This window comes from uncultured Slackia sp. (assembly GCF_944321625.1).
Taxonomy (GTDB): Bacteria; Actinomycetota; Coriobacteriia; order Coriobacteriales; family Eggerthellaceae; genus Slackia.
Genome location: NZ_CALUMA010000026.1, coordinates 46,920 through 62,920 on the forward strand (window position 1 = coordinate 46,920; position 16,001 = coordinate 62,920).

General features: G+C 56.0%; 16 protein-coding genes. 4 read left to right on the forward strand and 12 right to left on the reverse strand.

Translation table 11 applies throughout. The features are described 5' to 3' along the window. Positions 1–8: 8 nt before the first annotated feature. Complete coding sequence (locus Q0J60_RS02425; protein ID WP_294438638.1) at positions 9–1,259, reverse strand: ATP-binding protein; 1,251 nt, start codon at positions 1,257–1,259, stop codon at positions 9–11. Positions 1,260–1,753: 494 nt separating this feature from the next. Here Q0J60_RS02425 and Q0J60_RS02430 point away from each other — a divergent pair, with 494 nt between their 5' ends. Both Q0J60_RS02430 and Q0J60_RS02435 read left to right on the forward strand, forming a co-directional pair. Further along, entirely contained in the window at positions 1,754–2,533 is a 780-nt protein-coding gene (locus tag Q0J60_RS02430) for an alpha/beta hydrolase (RefSeq protein WP_294438639.1), read from the forward strand. A 32-nt stretch (positions 2,534–2,565) separates the two neighbouring features. Next, entirely contained in the window at positions 2,566–3,018 is a 453-nt protein-coding gene (locus Q0J60_RS02435) for a hypothetical protein (RefSeq protein WP_294438640.1), read from the forward strand. 64 nt (positions 3,019–3,082) lie between these two features. Here the strand turns inward: Q0J60_RS02435 and Q0J60_RS02440 are convergent, their stop codons facing one another. Beyond that, positions 3,083–4,033 (reverse strand): EcsC family protein, encoded by a 951-nt coding sequence (locus tag Q0J60_RS02440; RefSeq protein WP_294438641.1) that lies wholly within the window; start codon positions 4,031–4,033, stop codon positions 3,083–3,085. Between the two features lie 36 nt (positions 4,034–4,069). Then, a complete protein-coding gene (locus Q0J60_RS02445) occupies positions 4,070–5,179 on the reverse strand; it encodes a hypothetical protein (protein ID WP_294438642.1) in 1,110 nt (369 codons plus the stop codon). A 199-nt stretch (positions 5,180–5,378) separates the two neighbouring features. On the opposite strand from Q0J60_RS02445, the gene Q0J60_RS02450 reads away from it, so the two are divergent. Continuing rightward, positions 5,379–5,633 carry a hypothetical protein gene (locus Q0J60_RS02450; protein WP_294438643.1) on the forward strand — a complete coding sequence of 85 codons (255 nt, stop codon included), beginning with the start codon at positions 5,379–5,381 and terminating at the stop codon, positions 5,631–5,633. Positions 5,634–5,687: 54 nt separating this feature from the next. Here Q0J60_RS02450 and Q0J60_RS02455 read toward each other — a convergent pair whose 3' ends face one another. The 9 genes from Q0J60_RS02455 to Q0J60_RS02495 all read right to left on the reverse strand — a co-directional run bounded on the left by Q0J60_RS02455 (position 5,688) and on the right by Q0J60_RS02495 (position 15,617). Further along, positions 5,688–7,505, reverse strand: a complete 1,818-nt coding sequence (locus Q0J60_RS02455) for a hypothetical protein (RefSeq protein ID WP_294438644.1) — start codon at positions 7,503–7,505, stop codon at positions 5,688–5,690. A 248-nt stretch (positions 7,506–7,753) separates the two neighbouring features. Further along, entirely contained in the window at positions 7,754–8,386 is a 633-nt protein-coding gene (locus Q0J60_RS02460; protein ID WP_294438645.1) for an NUDIX hydrolase, read from the reverse strand. 198 nt (positions 8,387–8,584) lie between these two features. Continuing rightward, entirely contained in the window at positions 8,585–8,953 is a 369-nt protein-coding gene (locus Q0J60_RS02465) for a 3-hydroxyisobutyrate dehydrogenase (RefSeq protein ID WP_294438646.1), read from the reverse strand. A gap of 206 nt (positions 8,954–9,159) precedes the next feature. Next, positions 9,160–10,839: an MFS transporter gene (locus Q0J60_RS02470; protein ID WP_294438647.1), complete on the reverse strand. Its 1,680-nt coding sequence runs from the start codon at positions 10,837–10,839 to the stop codon at positions 9,160–9,162. A gap of 82 nt (positions 10,840–10,921) precedes the next feature. After that, a complete protein-coding gene (gene bsh / locus Q0J60_RS02475) occupies positions 10,922–11,887 on the reverse strand; it encodes a choloylglycine hydrolase (protein WP_294438648.1) in 966 nt (321 codons plus the stop codon). Positions 11,888–12,169: 282 nt separating this feature from the next. Next, positions 12,170–12,733 (reverse strand): hypothetical protein, encoded by a 564-nt coding sequence (locus Q0J60_RS02480; protein WP_294438649.1) that lies wholly within the window; start codon positions 12,731–12,733, stop codon positions 12,170–12,172. A gap of 542 nt (positions 12,734–13,275) precedes the next feature. Next, on the reverse strand, positions 13,276–13,650 hold the full coding sequence (locus Q0J60_RS02485; protein WP_294438650.1) for an MmcQ/YjbR family DNA-binding protein: 375 nt from the start codon (positions 13,648–13,650) through the stop codon (positions 13,276–13,278). Between the two features lie 19 nt (positions 13,651–13,669). Further along, entirely contained in the window at positions 13,670–14,878 is a 1,209-nt protein-coding gene (locus tag Q0J60_RS02490; protein WP_294438651.1) for an ATP-binding protein, read from the reverse strand. A gap of 418 nt (positions 14,879–15,296) precedes the next feature. After that, positions 15,297–15,617, reverse strand: a complete 321-nt coding sequence (locus Q0J60_RS02495) for a hypothetical protein (RefSeq protein WP_294438652.1) — start codon at positions 15,615–15,617, stop codon at positions 15,297–15,299. Positions 15,618–15,668: 51 nt separating this feature from the next. Between Q0J60_RS02495 and Q0J60_RS02500 the strand changes: the two genes are divergently transcribed. After that, the gene (locus Q0J60_RS02500) at positions 15,669–15,932 is read left to right on the forward strand and encodes a transposase (protein WP_294438653.1); all 264 of its coding nucleotides are present in this window, start codon (positions 15,669–15,671) and stop codon (positions 15,930–15,932) included. The last annotated feature ends 69 nt before the right edge of the window (positions 15,933–16,001 follow it).

The window sequence follows — 16,001 nt, forward strand, 5'->3', positions numbered from 1 at the left end:
GCAAATCGCTAATTACGCGTATATTTCACCGATCTACCGGCTCCAATTTTCTCGATTATTCCTTTGGCAATGAGGCCATTGAGGACGCTGATTGTTTTATCCTTGGAAATCCCCGACGCCTCGGAGATTTCCGCACGCGTCATGATGAGCCCTTTGTGCAGAACGCCAAGTGCATTCGCTTCGTCAGGCGTTATGCGTATGCTGTTTTCGACAGGCAACGTGACCGTGATGGATGCGGGGCGAACGGAGAACGTGGGCGAAACGGTGTAATTCGCATATTCCTTAAGGATGCGCGGGATACCCGTCCCAAAACGTTCAATATAGCCAAGGCGAAAGAATACATTTGCGAGAATGGGGTTGCGTGCGATTGATGGCCCGCCTGCGAGATATTCCTCTTCGGTTATTCCGTCCGGCAAACTACCTGGGGACATGATTTCAATACGGTCGTCGAACATGCTGATTTTGATATGTGCGTTTACGTCCCAGCATCGGTGGACCAGGGCGTTCGCCAGCGCTTCTCTAAAGGCTTCGTGGGGGATCAGAGATTTCTTAATGCGCTTTGTGCCGACGATTTCCTCGAAGGCATAATACTCGTCGAAGAGCGAAAGGGTTTGCTCCATCTGAGCGAGGATAGAGACATGCTCAAAGGTGCGCCTTGAGCGAATGATGTTGATGCTCTCACCGAATCGTGCGATGTCGACTCCCGGGAAATGATTGAAGTCGGCAAGAAGTTCAGCAGCATTATTGAACTCATTCGCAGAATTCATGAGTTCGAGGGAAATGAGCGCGTTTCTATCGAGGCGCTCTAGCCCCAGCTCATGGGAGAGCGTGTCTTGGAAAAGCTCGAATGTCAAGTTCTGGAATTTAGATTTCAAGGCGTCAAAACTTGTGTTTTCTCCCGCGAGAATGAGGCGATTTCGCTCGATGCTGCTCACTTCGACGGTGGACGTGTCTGCCCTTTTGTAGGCTTTACCGTTGTAGAGGTAAGGTTTGTCTTCTCCTTCTTGAACGGTAAGCGTAACTACGCGGTTTTCCTCATCGATTTCCAACGAGAAATGCGGGACAGGTTTAAGGGAGTCATTGATGGCATTTTCTATCCTCAAGCAAGCATCCTCGGGATTGTCTATTCCAAGGATCGCCCCGCTGTCGTCCACACCAAAGACTATTGTGCCTGTGCCGTAATTCGCAAAGGCGCTGACGGTTTTAAGATATGTTTTAGAAAGCCCTTGTTTGAATTCCAACGTTGCGGATTCTCGCATAAAGAAGTTCCTCTCCTCGAATTGACGCGACGATTATACAACGAAAAAATTTTTCGTTGGAAAAATACGCGACGAAAAAGTTATTTGTCGGCAACGATTATCTTCGATTGCGCAGAGATTTGTCCGGTATTGCAGCGAGCCGCTTTTTAACGATGTTCGCTTTGGTATCGTGCGTTATCCAGAAGGCATGTTGCGTTTCATAAAGCAAGGCTCGAGCTTTTTGGGAGGAAGTGCACGTCGAGGTGAGGATGCAGACGGAATCTTGGCTTTCGATGCGGAGCATGGGCTAAACTGATGCCGGTGGAAGTTGAAGGCGAAAGGGCTAGATGCGCATTCCTGACGAAAGAATTCATCCTGAGCTGCGCTCATTCGGACGCATGGCTCGCAGATTTCCGGTTTCGTACGGGCCGGTGATGTTGCGTCTTGCCGCGGCAGCGATGAAAGTGGCGGATGCAATGCGCATATGGCCAGGGAAAAGTCCCAGACCGAAGCGTGTGTCTATTCGCCGTGCGGATGGCAGCAGCTTCTCCGTGTCGGTTTTCGAATCCGAGGGCGGCGCAGCAGATGGGGCGCCTGCGGTGTTGTGGATTCACGGCGGGGGATTCGCCTTAGGCGCGCCGCTTCAAGATTTCATGTTCATCGATCGGTTCGTGGCCGAAGGATGCGTGGTGGTGTCGCCGATGTATCGCGTGTCGGTTGATGAACCGTACCCGGCGGCGTTTGACGATTGCTACAACACGCTTTTATGGATGCAAGACAATTGTACGAATGCGGACGGATCGTCACGCCCGATTGCCGTGGGCGGCGATAGCGCGGGAGGCAACCTGTGCGCCGCCGTGTGTTTAAGGGCGCGCGACGAGAGGAGCGTGTCTGTGCGTTTCCAGATGCCGTTGTATCCCATGCTTGATGATCGGCCCACGTCCTCGTCGCGTGACAACAATGCGCCCGTATGGAACAGCGAGGCGAACGAGAGCGCGTGGCGCATGTACCTGGGCGAGTTGTATGGGGTAGAGGATGTGCCCATATACGCGGCACCGGCACGGGCGAAGAATCTGTCGGGTCTGCCGCCATGCTGCACCTATGTAGGCGATATCGAGCCGTTCCATGACGAGACGGTTGCGTATGTGGGGCGTTTACGGGCGGCGGGTGTACCGGTTGATTTCCGTGAGTTTGAGGGGTGCTTCCACGGGTTCGATATCGTGTGTCCGAAAAGCACACCGGCTCGCGAAGCTGCAGAGTTTTTGATGACGAGCTTTCGCCGGTGGATGGGATAGGGCGAGAAGGTCCGCGGGATTGTGTGCTGCAATTGGGAAACAAGAAGAGTGAAGAGGCGGATATGCAGGCATCGGATTCGATTTTGGAAAGACAGAATAGAAGCAGAGATGCAAAGGATGCTGCAGATGGGTTCTCTGCTCTGGACGTGCTATACGAGGACTATCTCGCTTCGGACGACAAAACCTTAATCGTTGATGGGAATGTATTCCATAAGATCATATTCAAAGACACTTTGCATATCCCGGACTGCGCGAGAATGATAACGTCTGTTATTGTCAGCAAGCATATTGGTGGCGGTAAAACAGGAGATTGGTATGAAGACGAGCGGGGTAATCGGTTTGAGTGTCGAGGGCGCGAAATGATGTCATATCGGGGAAGGGAGATTCCTGAATGGTATCTCGAAACCTTGTCGCTCTGCTTTGAGGACGTTGAAAGCTTTTCAATTGGTTCGTTCTTGAGGTGCGTGGAAGGGGAGGAGCAATAAGCTGCGCACCGTGCAGGTGCCATCACGGAGCGCAGCTTATTGCATGTAAATACCCAGCTTTCGGCTACTCGCGTTTTTCGTCGATAGGATGATTGCTTTCTGCCGTATCGTCGACATTCTCCGTATTGGCGCCCATCATGTTCAAATTTGCCTCCGCTTCGGCGCTTAAATTGTTGTCTTCGACAATATTGTTCGTGGAGGCATCGATAAAGTATTTATATGCCGTATCCGCAATAACTTTAGTAGTGCCAAAGTCGAATGCTCCTCCGATGACAGCACCTACGATTGGAACGAGTTTTCCCAGGTTAACGATGCCGGTTTGCCCGAACTTTGTGATAAGGCGGAATCCCACCTTCTGATTTATTTTTACGAGAACTTCTCCTGGGATTTTCTTGATAGCCCCCATCGCGATTTTTTGGCCGACTTTTAATCCTGCTTCTTTGAGGAGATCAGTTGCCGAAGTGCCAGCCAAGCAAGCGTATATAAGGGTTTGGACCTGGTCGGTTCTAACGTCATATCCTCCGATTGCGGCAACTCCTGCAATCATTCTTAACTGAACATACAGCACATTTGCGATATTTGCCGGAATAGCCGCAATCGTGATGGGCAGCGCAAAGAAGCCTGCCGCGCCGGAAAGGGCACCGGATGTGGTGCACTTTATGAGCTGGTTCTTGATGAGTTCCTGGGCGGCCTTTTCTGGGGTTTTGTAACGTGAGGTGTAGTCCGAAACGTAGTCCTCTAGAGAGCGGCTAATGCCCGGAACGCCATTCAGCGCCTTGTCATAACAAACTCCGAGAAGTTCCTGTATTTGTTCAGGTGAGATTTCGACTTTGCCTACATTTTGTGCCGCACCAGCCGCTGCTTTTCCTGCGTTTCGCGCGGCGTCTGCGGCGGATGCTGCGCCATCTCGAGCGGCGCGTCCGGCATCCTGAACTCCTTGAGCTACTGCTTTCGCTCCGTTGCTTGCTGCATTCTGAATTGTTTCGCCTATATTCTGTAGAGGATTGCTTGACATGAACGTGCTCCTTTCTGGGCTTTTGCAAAGGCAATGTTAGTCGAAATTCTGCTCTTTATCCTCTGAAACGTTTCTAACGGCGTCAGATACTCTTCTGCTTTCATTGATTACGCCAATCTGTAGCTGGTCCTCTTTGTAGTGGCCATCGACGACGTATATGGCGACCTCTTTCTTCTCTTCGACGAATTTATCTACCCATGTGAGTCCGTCGGAGTTGATTGCTTGAGCTGTGCAGTGATTGCCTATGAGGAAGGCAACCAGCAGCAAAGCGGGGCCAACGGCAGCAACCATTACGTAATACTTTTGTATTGGGATATTACTGCTCACGTTTTCCTCCGTGCAAAGCGGCACGACGATTCGTTTCATTTCACTGAGCTCCAGGCTGCAAAAGCTCAGCAGATTGGCAACGGCATAAAACGAAGAACAGATGAGAATCCCGCGAATGATGAGGTAGGAGACAAATGAAAAGGTCTGCGCTTCGGATAGCGCATATACCGTCAGGCCGTTAACGAACCCTGTCAGTTTCTCTGTTTCGAAAATAATTGCCGTTGGGGAGTTGCTATAGGGCTGCCATGCTTCTGAAAACGCCTCCTCGACGCTATTGCAGGTTTCTTGTGGGAATACGGCAGAAAGGCCGATATAGACTAGTACGAGCAGTCCGGTGATAATCCCCCTGCTCCAATTGATGACGCTAGCGGTTCTGAATAATGGCGTGTACTGCTTCCCGTATTTTTTCTCGATGCATAAATAAATGACGACGTATGCGATGACTGCCGCTGCTACCAGCCCCCATTCGAAGCCGTCCCATTTTGGCGCTTCGAGAATTAACGTTGCCATGCTTGCGGCGGACAGGAAGAATCCGCCGACTACGGCAATCCACCGGCCTTCGTTGCGCCTATAAAACATTTCGCCCTCTTGGAATTTGTACCGTTTAAGGGTTTTTCGAATGATAGCGCGATAGGCGATACCGACTGCGCCGATGAAGCTCAATACTATCCAGAAAAGAGCAAACGGAACAGGCTCAAGGGTTGGTGCTGTCTGAATGCCCGCATAAAACAATCCGAGGACAACAATTGCCTTGATGAGATAGGGTGTCCAGCGTTTTATGAAGGCCTTGACCAAGGGTGTTTGAGCGGTATTAGGCATGGGCGTCCTTTTGTTTTGTTTATCGTTCCAGTTGAAACGCTGACTAGCTTGTCGCTGGCAGCGGATATGCATTTGCCGTTGGCGGTGGAGAGATGATAGCACTGAAGAGTCTTGAGGAATTCGGTTGGCAACTGAATCATTTGAACAATTCTGACGTTAGAATTTCGATAATTGATGAATGCGCTAGGAAGGGGGAATCATGAGGCATGTGTTCAAAGCGAAGAAATTTGGCTGGGGAGACGACAAGACTGAGGGCGTCTGGTTTGACGCAGATGAGTTCACGAAAGAGGAAGCTGAAGCGGAATTTAAGCCTTATAAGGGGATTACTCAGCGTGGCTATGACTACACAGGATATGAGTTTAATGGGGAGAAGTACCATCACTTCACTTATCTGGGAGAATTTGAGGATGACGAGATGCCAACCAGCGACGCTGATCTATGGAGAAGAAAGTAGATGCTTTCAGAGCAAGGACGAGGTGAGGGGATTGAGCCAGATTTAGCCGACCCTCTATTCCACCAACGCCAAGGTAGCTGCGCGTTCCTCTTCGATTGCGTCCACGATCTCTTGCTTGTAGGTGTCCCTGTTCTGCATCTCGTCGAATGCCAGCATGGCGGCATCCACGCCTACGCCGAGCGCCGTACCTGCGGCTATGCCAGCGATGGTGCCCAGCGGGCCAGCGAGCGTTCCTACGGCTCCACCGGCAGCTGCGCCCGCGGCGCGCGAGCCCAGGGCGGTGGTTATCTTGCTCACGAACTTGTTGAAGAACGGCTTGGTGACCGCCTTCGTCATCACGCCCGCCGCCAATCCGGCGCCCGCGCTCACGCCCAGGCGCACGTTGGCGTCCATCAGCTTCTGCGTGGGCTCCATGGGTTTGGAGAGGAAGTCCGTACTCAGTGTGGCCTTCGTCTCCATCAACCATTCGGGCACGCCGGTGATCTCGGTGCCTTCGAGCGCCGCCTCCGCTTCGGCTTTGATCTGCTCCGCCTGCTCGGTGAACGCGCTCAGTTCTTCCTCAATCGCGGAATCGTCGATACCGGCCTCGATCTTGGTCGTGAATTGTTCGCTCACGAACTCTTCCGCCGAGCCCGTGACCATTTTCACCAAGCGCTCGTAGTCGGCCGGCAGGCTGTAATACCAGTCCAGGTAGCTATCCACGTTCTCGAGGCGCTTGTCGTACGACTCGTTGATCAGCGGCACCAGCTTCTCCTGCGCTTCCTGCGAAAGCGCGGCAGACTTCTCCTCGGTCTGCGCGATCAGGTCTTCCACCTGCTGATAGTCGTAGTATTTCCCGTCCAGCACGGCCACCGCCACGCTGGCCTGGCTGCGCACGAAGCTTTCCGCCGCCGTAAACTCGCTGGTGCTGGCAATCTGGTTCATCTTGGCGTTGGCGCCCACGAACGCCACCACAAGTACGACCGGCAGTACACCCGCGATAACGGCATAGCGCTTGACCACGGAGGAATGCGCCCCCTGCGCCTCGCGTGCATCCAGGCGGGCGAACACGCGTTTCAGCTCCTCGAACTCAAGTGCGCAGGTGCCCAGCAGGTTGGCGATGCCAAAGAACGCCGACGCCACCAGCACGATGCGAATGGCCACGTACACGGGGAAGAACGCGCCCGCCGCCTCGGAGGCTCCGTATGCCGTAAGCCCGTCGACGAACGAGTTAAGGATGCCCACTTCGGACATGATGATCGAGGGCGACCCCTCAAAAGGCTGCTGCGCTGCCGCGAACGCCTCAGTGGCGTTGGCGAAGTGGGTCGCGGGCTGGGTGAGCACGATGGCGGCATAGGCCGCGCACAGCAACAGGCCTACGATCCATCCGCTCCACTTAACGGCGCTCGCCGCCTGGTACGGCGCCGCGTATTCCTTCTGCATGCGTTTGCTGATGAGCGAGAACGCCACGGCATATACGGGAATCGCCGCCACGACGAGCCCCCAGATGCCAAGGCCCCACTTGGGGGCTTCCAGGATGAGGCCCGCCGCGCACACGGCCGACAGCACGAACGCCGCGATAAGGCTGAACACGCGGCCCTCATTGAAGCGATACATGAGGCCGCCTTCGGTGTACTTGGAACGCTTGTGGGTCTTCTTGATGACGAGTGCGTACGCCATGCCCAACGCCGAAACCGCGCTCAATGCTGCCCAGAACAGCGCTACGCACGCCGCGGGCATGTGGGGAGCAAGCTGCGTCAGCAGGCAGAACAGTCCCACCACAACGATGGCCTTGATAAAGTAAAGTGCCCAGCGTCGGACGCGCGGGTTCTGCAGCGCGTCGCGCACGCCTTCGGGGGCATTGGCGAGGATGTCTTGAATGGTGGCGGGCATGGGTTGCCTTTCTTATGGAGTAACGAGCCGGGGTGTCCTCTTTTTTCTCTTGCGATTATCGTCCAAATCGGACCGATGCGACTACTGAAAAAAGTTCAAGCAAGAAATACTCTCTATCCGGGGGTTGCTGTTTTGGTGCAGCTGGCTCGCTTGATGCAGAAAGTTGTTTAGGCATGGAAGACATGTGTCTTCGCTGGACAAGGGCCGCGCCCGATGCTGCCTCCGCTTTTATGCGATTTGCTAGCCGCCTAGATGCGGGGCTGGATCTGGGCAAGCTTATCTATCAGTTTGCGATAGATGCGGTCGCGAATCCACGGTTCGGTGGACAGGCGAATGGCATCTTCGAGAGGTGCCCATTTCACTCCGCTGTTCTCATCAGGCTTGATGCGCGTTGCTTCTTCGGGGTCGGCTACCGCGAGATAGGTCACGTTAAGGTGCAGATGCGAACTCACGTATTGCCCATGTTTTTCATGGCCGTCCACGGTGAGTACTTCGAGAGAGAAGATGTCTCCCGGGCCGCACGGCACGATGCGCGCATGACGCACGCCGGTTTCTTCCTCGAGCTCGCACAATGCCACTGCCCTTAGATTGCGTTCGCCATCGGCATGGCCGCCAATCCAGCTCCATGAGTCGTAGATGTTGTGGTACACCAGCAGCGTTTGCGCGTATGCGGGGTCAACTACCCAAATCGAGCAGGCCATATGCGCTTGGGCGCTGCGGTTGAAGCAATCCTGATCGGTTTCCAGAGCTCGCAGAATGACTTGTTTGTCGGCCGCTTCCTGTTCGTTGAAGGGCTCGAAAGCGACGATGGCATCGCGCAGCTTTGCCACTTCTTCCTCGCTTGCGTCGTGCTGCATGTCGTTATCATTGGTGCGAATCATGGCTTCTCCTCCTGCGCTGCATGTTCGGCATAATATCGCACCACGACAAGTTATGCGGGCATCGTATTTCAGAATGCGACGTAGCGTATTCCGAATGCAGCGTATAAAGCGCGCGCATTGCCGAAAGGGCTCTGTGCCGTCAAAAAGAAAGGAGCGCCGGGCTTCCAGCGCTCCTCGATGGTGCCGTTTGCGATGGGCTTACAACTCGATGCGGCCGAACTTCGCGAGAATCTCGGTCGCGGCGGTGCAGGCGGGGCAGTCGCACCACTTGGCACCCGCTTCCTTGCGCTCAAGCTGGGCGGCAAGCCCGGCAGCTGCGGCCTCCTCGCCGAGCATCTCCTTGGCGAGGCCTTCCAGGAAAGCGATCACGCCCTCGATGGTGTTCGGGCGCCCCTCGAGGAAATCGACCAGCTTCGCGGTGGCTGCCTCCACGGCGGCGTCGCTCGAATCGGCGGCGACGGCCTCTTTCCAGGCAAGGGCGGCATCCTTGGTCGCCTGCTTGGCGCTATCGGCGGTCGCAAGGACGTCGGCGCGCTCTGCCACGAAATCGAACAGTTCTTTGTCCATGGTGGGCTCCTTTCGCTCAGTGCACTGTGGGTTCCACTATAGCGCAAGAACGGTTTGTGGGGTGGCAGGGCGAAGGGGCGGCGCCGGGAAGCTTGTCGATGCTACAGACCCATCTCCGCCTTGAGCTTCGCAAGCTCGGCATCCACCGATTCGGTGTTGCCGGCCTCGGCGTACTTCTTCTCAAGGCCTAGCGGGCGAAGGTGAAATCAAGAGAGGTCTTTCTCTCCCTTTTCGTCCTTCTCGCCATCGCTTTCTTGCTCGCTCCTCTTTGGCGAGGTTATTTTGATCCATGGGGTGGTGGCAAGGCCCAGCAAAACGATGACGGCTCCGGCGACGTATGCCAAGCGCACAGAGTTGTAGCGTGCCTTTTCCTCGATGGAAACAAGCTGGGCGCGTTCGGCGTCGCTCATCTGGATGCCGGCAATCTGCTGCTCGAACACCTCGTTGCTGCCAAGGTCTATGGTGAGCGTGGAAATCTGGTCGCTGACCTGCGGCGAGATCGATGTGTCATCCGCGGCGTTCGCGCGAATGGCGTTGGTGATGCCCAGCAGAAGGATTGCTCCCAGAAGCGCCACGCCCATTGCCTGGCCCACGTTGCGCATGGTGCTTTGGATGCCGCCGGACTGGGAGGCGTCGCGCTCGGGAAGCGCCAGGGCCACCACATTGCTCGCGTGGGACGACACGGCTCCGGCGCCGACGCCTGCCATAAACGCGCCAAGGTAGACGGCTACGGCGTTCGAGCCGTCTGAGGTGACGGATGCCGCCATGATGATGAGCGCCGCCGCCATGGCAAGGTAGCCGAACTGAAGCACGTGGCGCGGGTTCGCCTTGGGCAGGAGCTTGGGTATGCCGAGCGCCAGGGCGAAGGTGGGCACACCGGTCACGATGGAAATCACTCCGACCTCGATGGGCGTCCAGCCGGACACAAGCTGCAGGTACGGTGCCATCAGGATGGACTGCGCGCCCATGAAGAAGAACATGAGGGCGTTCGCCACAAGGCCGGCAAGCACCTGCGGCGTTTTCAGGAACGATCGCGGAAGCAGCGCCACGCCGTTCTTCGTCTCGATGCGCTTTTCGATTGGCACGAGCGCGATGAGAACAAGCAGCCCCACAAGCGCGATGGGAAGCGCGGGGGAGATGCCGAAGATGGTGAACGGGCAGCCCGAGAGCGGCTCGATGAGGCCCCAGGACGAGATGCTCGAGATGCTCACGAGGAACAGGAACAGGCCGGATGCCGCGAGAGCCACGCCCACGCCGTCGAACCGAAGCTTCTCGTCGGTCTGGTTGATGGCGGGCAAAAGGAACGACGCCAAAAACAGGATGAGGAAGTACGCCGCCAGAACGAGGAACGTCACATGCATGCCGGCGGCCTCAAGCACCACGCCCAGCACCAGCGGCAGCAGCGCCGAAAGGCCGGAGGCGGCGCCGATGCAGCCGAAGGCGACCATCCTGTTGGAGCCGTGGTAGAGCAGCGGGATAAGCCCCAGCACGGAGGGAATCATGAAGCTGGCGCCGAATCCCACCAGAACGCGCCCCACCCAGATGAACACGGTCATGTTGGGCGCGCACGCAAGCGCCACTTCGCCCGCGGCGCACAGCAGAATGCCGATGCGGAACGTCCTCTTCCATCCGATGGTTGTTCCCATGAGGCCGCCGGCAATCATGAACGCGCCTCCCACCAGGGGATACACCATATTGGCGAGCTGGATTTCCGAGGTGGTTGCGTGGAGCTCCTGCGTGAGCGCCGTCGCAGACAGCGAGAGCGCGCCGTTGTCTCCGGTCGCGCCCATCTGCGCGAGGATGAGGATGATTATCGGGATGACGAGGAACTTCTCTTTGCCCGCAAGGGACGCATCCCCCTGCTTCGTCTTGGCCGTCGACGCCATGGAGGCCTTCTTTCTTTGGGTTCGGTTGTGCTGTGGGCGCGGTTTCGCTTCTATGGTCGCGGGGCGTGGTCCGTGGCCGCCTCTATGCGACGGGCGGGATGAAGACGGGCTCGGCTGCGGTGAGGTCGACGGACGACAGCGGGTACGAGTAGATATGCGGGTTGTCGTACGTCGCGTGGTAGTAGGTCATGGTCGACGGCGAGAAACAGCTGGTGTAGAGGGTTTTCTCGTAGGCGCCGCCGGCGGTTTTGGCGCAGCCGTCGGGAACGGCGACAGAGCCGAGCGTGCGGAACAAGCGCGTCACGTTGGACGCTTCGTCGTCCTGGACGGGGTAGTGGCTGTTCACGAAGGCCGCCTTGACGAAGCGGGCGGGGCCGCTGTAATCGCCGGGAATGCCCTGCATGCCCATGCCCGATCCGAACGGGGCGAGCGCCATGGTTCCCCACGTGGCATCGGCAGGGTCTTCGTCGTTGAGCGTGAGGTAATTGCGCAGGTTGGTGCGCTGCCATCCGAAGTCGGGCTCGTTCGTGAGCACGTCGGCGTCGTTTTCCCATACGTGCAGGCCGTCGGCCATGCATTCCACCACGATGCTGCCGGTCGCATCGCCGATGAGCCAGTGGAGATTGGCCACGGGGAGGTATTCGTTGACGGGCTTGGCCACCACGGTGGTTGCCTTGAGCGCCTGGCGTACCTCGTCTAGGTCGGAGAAATTGCGCGCGATCCAGAACGGGAACTCATAGGCGGCAACGTTGATGGAGTCCGCCTTTGGCTCGGTGGCATAGTGCGCGCTCTGGGGGAAGTTGAGGCCCGCGACGGCGAGCCCGGCATCGTTGCCGCAATCGAAATACAGCGGGATGCTCGCGACGACGATGCCCATTCCCATAACCGTGTGGCCGGTTGCGAGGTCATCGGGGCGCTCGAACGCCGCCGGAACGTTGGCGGCAGAGGGCGTGGCCACAACGCGCTCGCCGTAGCCCTGGGTCCAATCGAGATTGCGTCCGAAGTACATCTTGCCGTTGGAGTCGACAAAGCGAATGCCCGTGCACATAGGTTCTCCTTCTCGCCCGGGTCTGCGTGCCCAGGCATAGCTAGAATTGCGTTCGTCGCATCCGGAGAAGCCAAAAGCGCCCTCGAGCGTTGTCTGCAGCTGCGGGTGAGACCTGTCAGGCGGTGATTATAGCCCCGCCGAAGAGCGCGCCCGAGCACTTTCTTCGTAACAGTATGGTGACTATTCTTATCAGGGTGAAATGCGGGAAACTTAGGCGGTGAACTGGTGATTTGCGATTGGCAAGCACGACGTCGGGTCATGGGTTTGAGCGAAATAAACACTTCAGTTCTTTGGGTCAATCAGAAGCTTTTTCTCAATGTAGCCTTTTTCAATCCAAAGATCGAAGATGTTCCTGTCTTCACCTACTGCTCGTGCGTATTCCTCCGGCTCATTATCCCTGAGCCAGATTCGCTTCTTCTCTATTTCCGCGCGAACGTGAGATGTATCGTAATTCGAATATCTCTCCGCCGCTAGAACGATATCGATGATGTCGTTGCCACAGATGCAGATGTCGTAATTTACGTAGTCGGTGAACCCCCACTCGTTCGTCTCAGTTTCGAGCTTTTCCTTGTAAGAAATATAAATATAGTCATCTTTGAAAAGGTGGTTGACCTTGGCCCATCTGTATCCGATATCAACAATGCCGGATGTCTTGAGAAAGCCCGTCATGTACCAAATCGATCTACTGCGGATTTTGATGTAGTCTTCAGGAAGATCTTCCGGTCTAATTTTTGTCGGATATCTTCCTTTCGAATACAGAAAAGGGTTACTTGTGTCGAGCGTTTCGCGCCATCGTTTGCCAAATTTTCCGCATGTGTACAATTCTGATGTAATAAGTTTTGCCATGTTATTTCCTTCGTCATATCAAAGGTTTTAAATTCTGACTACAATGGTTCGCGTTATGCGGTTAGCAAGGCTTACCGTGTTCACGCCCTACGTTCGTGAGGCGTCCATGCCGTGAGTTTAAAGGCGACTCCATCGGTTTATGTGACGATACTTTCGTTCAAAATGCTTTTCAATAGTCGTATCAGTCCGATTTGCTTAGCTCGATGAATTGATGCCATTTGTGCAATGAAGAAAAACGCCCTGAATCGTAATTGAAATAGGGCGTTTGAACTGGTGTTTTATCTAAAGCGGATAAATCCGTTTACTCCCACTCGACTGCTGCAGGCGTGCATGGCGTGGTGCCCCGTGCCGTATCGTCCATGTCGTGGTAGCTCGTGTTGAATCGTCCGAATCAAATCAGAATCAAGGGTTGACTCGAAAGGGCGGGGAATAGTTGCGGAATCGCCCGTTTCCAGGCATTTCGCGCGCTACGATTCCCTGATTCGCACTTGGGAATCGTAGCGGATGGCTCGGAAAGCCGTTGATTCACGTGGGTCATGCATTCAAATCTCTTGCTGAACTCGCTTAGGCAGTTTCGCGAAAACGAGTTCGTAGCCCATGTCGCAGGGGTCGAGGACGAGACTCTCGGGAAGACTGGCGCCCAGATCGACCGAGACCCACGTGCACCCGTCGGAATAGCAGCCCGGGAGCACCGCATCGGGATATTCGGCGCGCAGCTCGAGGATGCGGTTGGGATCGCACTTGAGCGAGGGCAGGTGGCGCCCCGCGTAGGGCTGCTTGGCGTCGGGCTTGGCCATGAGCTTGCGGGCGAACTGTTTGCCGCCAACCCAGCAGACCGTCCAGCCCCATTTCTCATGAAACGCTTTGCTTGCTCCAGAGTAAGAGAGGAGCCGTTCGTCGATCGTCGCGAAACCCATGCTCGCGAATGCTTCTCTCCTATATCGCCCAGACGGGGACCGCCTGCACGCTCCTCGTCCCGTCGTACGGCTCCGGCGTCCGGCAGACGACGTGCCCGAAGCCCACCTCATAGTCTTCCATGCCTTCTAAGCAGCTGAAGTTCTTTACTGCATCCGCTTTGATCGTGGCAGCTGTTTTGATTTCCACGGGATGCAGTACGTGACCTTCTTGGATAACAAGGTCGATCTCTCGCTTCTTTGCGTCGCGGTAGAACCACACGTCTCTCAGGTTGGCGCCGGCGTTCATGTAACTCTTCAACACCTCGGAGACGACAAACGTTTCGAATACGTGTCCCGCCACTGCCCCGTTGCGCAGCTGGTCGGGGGTGGTCCACCGCGTGAGGTGGCAAACCAGCCCCGTGTCCATGAAGTAGAGTTTGGGCGTTTTCGTCAAGCTCTTTCCAATGTTGGGCCAGAAGGGCTCAACGATTCGAATAATATTTGATGCTTGAAGGACGGAAAGCCATGCTTTCACGGTTTTATGGTCGGCATCGATCGCGTTGCCGATATCTGAAGCATTGAATAGCTGGCCCGATCTTGCGGCGCAAGCTACCATGAAACTATAGAACTTGGCTTCGTCTTTGACATTGACGAGATCGCGTACGTCTCTCTCCAGATAAGCGGAGACGTAATCAGAATAGAACGAATCCCAACTGAGCGATTTGTCTTGCAGTTCCGGCATCGATCCTCTATGAATGATTTCCCAGATGTCAATATCGGATGGTTTCTCGCATGATTCGATTTGATCAGGGATGTACGGATGTGGTTCGGCGGCGCTGTCGATTAGTTCCCTGAGACTTAAAGAAGGAAGCTCGATGATTCGTATTCTTCCTGCCAGCGATTCACTGACGCCTTTCATGAGATGATATGTTTGAGAGCCGGATAGTACGATACGGCCCTTTTCGTCAGATTGGTCAACGATCCATTTGATAGGGGAGAAAAGCTCGGGCACGCGTTGGACTTCGTCGATAATCAACGGCAGGCTCTTCGATTCGAAGAACAGGACGGCATCCTGCTTTGCGGAAAGGTAGTCGCGGGGATTCTCCATCGAGATGTAGTCGAAGGAGCCGCCCAGGTGCTCCTTGAGAACCGTTGTCTTGCCAACTTGACGAGCGCCGGTCACAAGCACCACTTTACCCTGCTTCAATAGCTTATCGAGTGTCGATTCGATTTCGCGTTTTACATACATAAAATGGCCTCCCTTCCGAGAGGCCATTATCTCATGCTATAGAATTATGGTCAAATTTGGGAATACAATTCCCAAATTTTACTCCCACTCAGTAATTAGAATTTGTACAGGGGCACTCTATCGTCTCTGTAGTGTCTCAGTGTCTATCCTGTCCACAGATTCACCCCGAAATCCATGTCTGCGTTGAACTCAAAATGAACTCAACGCGTTTTTATCGTTCAGGGGCTTGCCGACGGAAGTATGCACAAAGGCCAATTCCGCAAGCGACCGCCAGTTAGTCATTTTATCAAACGGGCCGTCAAGCCACAGGCGTCGCCCGCACCGCGATGAAGCCCTTCCTCGAATCCAGCATAAAAGGGCCCGTTGTGGGGGCAACCGTTTGCCGTTTCGCAGGGATTGCCCCCATAACCGCCGAAATCTACCTTCCGGTGAACCCGCGCTTCCAGTCGAGGTACTCCTCCTCGGAGATCTCCCCCGAGTCCCTCCGCGCGCGCATCGCCGCCCACGCCCTGACCGCCACGTCGAGCTTCTGGGCGCCGGGCGCGGCGGGGTCGACGACGACCCGGGCGCCGGCGGCGTCCGCCACCGGCCTCGCGCCGAAGCCCTCCTCGAGCCTGAAGAGGACCTCGAGCGCGTCGCGCGCCGTCTCGACCCCGTAGTCGGTGAGGGCGGCCGGGTTGAATCTGAATCTGAATCTGCCCCGAATCCGTTGACAGGTCGAGTCCCGTTTCGGCACCATTGCCGTTGCGGGGGAACGGAGGCGGATCATGGGAAAACCGTGCCGAAGTACATGGCGGAGTTCAAGCGGCGCGCCGTGCAGCTGTACAACGAGAGGGGAACCACCTACGCGGAGGTCGCGCGCGAGATCGGCGTCGACCCGTCGAGCCTCGCCGACTGGGTCAGAAGGGCCTCGGCCGCGGCGCCCGACGCCGAGGCGGACCCCTTCCAGATGGCCGAGGACCTGCGGCGGCTCAGGCGCGAGAACGAGCGGCTCAAAAGGGAGAACGAGATACTTTTAAAAGCGAGCGCCTCCTTCGCCAGCAGGCAGCTGTAGGCGCCGAGGCGAAGGAGGCGAGGTTCGCTTTCATCCTGCTCAGCGAGGGGCGCTGGAGCGTGTCGGAGA

Bases quoted from the DNA above. Each gene is read 5' to 3' on its own strand.
- Q0J60_RS02425 (WP_294438638.1), bottom strand. From the start codon at position 1,259: ATGCGAGAATCCGCAACGTTGGAATTCAAACAAGGGCTTTCTAAAACA.
- Q0J60_RS02440 (WP_294438641.1), bottom strand. From the start codon at position 4,033: ATGTCAAGCAATCCTCTACAGAATATAGGCGAAACAATTCAGAATGCA.
- Q0J60_RS02445 (WP_294438642.1), bottom strand. From the start codon at position 5,179: ATGCCTAATACCGCTCAAACACCCTTGGTCAAGGCCTTCATAAAACGC.
- Q0J60_RS02450 (WP_294438643.1), top strand. From the start codon at position 5,379: ATGAGGCATGTGTTCAAAGCGAAGAAATTTGGCTGGGGAGACGACAAG.
- Q0J60_RS02455 (WP_294438644.1), bottom strand. From the start codon at position 7,505: ATGCCCGCCACCATTCAAGACATCCTCGCCAATGCCCCCGAAGGCGTG.
- Q0J60_RS02460 (WP_294438645.1), bottom strand. From the start codon at position 8,386: ATGATTCGCACCAATGATAACGACATGCAGCACGACGCAAGCGAGGAA.
- Q0J60_RS02465 (WP_294438646.1), bottom strand. From the start codon at position 8,953: ATGGACAAAGAACTGTTCGATTTCGTGGCAGAGCGCGCCGACGTCCTT.
- Q0J60_RS02470 (WP_294438647.1), bottom strand. From the start codon at position 10,839: ATGGCGTCGACGGCCAAGACGAAGCAGGGGGATGCGTCCCTTGCGGGC.
- bsh (WP_294438648.1), bottom strand. From the start codon at position 11,887: ATGTGCACGGGCATTCGCTTTGTCGACTCCAACGGCAAGATGTACTTC.
- Q0J60_RS02480 (WP_294438649.1), bottom strand. From the start codon at position 12,733: ATGGCAAAACTTATTACATCAGAATTGTACACATGCGGAAAATTTGGC.
- Q0J60_RS02485 (WP_294438650.1), bottom strand. From the start codon at position 13,650: ATGGGTTTCGCGACGATCGACGAACGGCTCCTCTCTTACTCTGGAGCA.
- Q0J60_RS02490 (WP_294438651.1), bottom strand. From the start codon at position 14,878: ATGTATGTAAAACGCGAAATCGAATCGACACTCGATAAGCTATTGAAG.
- Q0J60_RS02495 (WP_294438652.1), bottom strand. From the start codon at position 15,617: ATGGTGCCGAAACGGGACTCGACCTGTCAACGGATTCGGGGCAGATTC.
- Q0J60_RS02500 (WP_294438653.1), top strand. From the start codon at position 15,669: ATGGCGGAGTTCAAGCGGCGCGCCGTGCAGCTGTACAACGAGAGGGGA.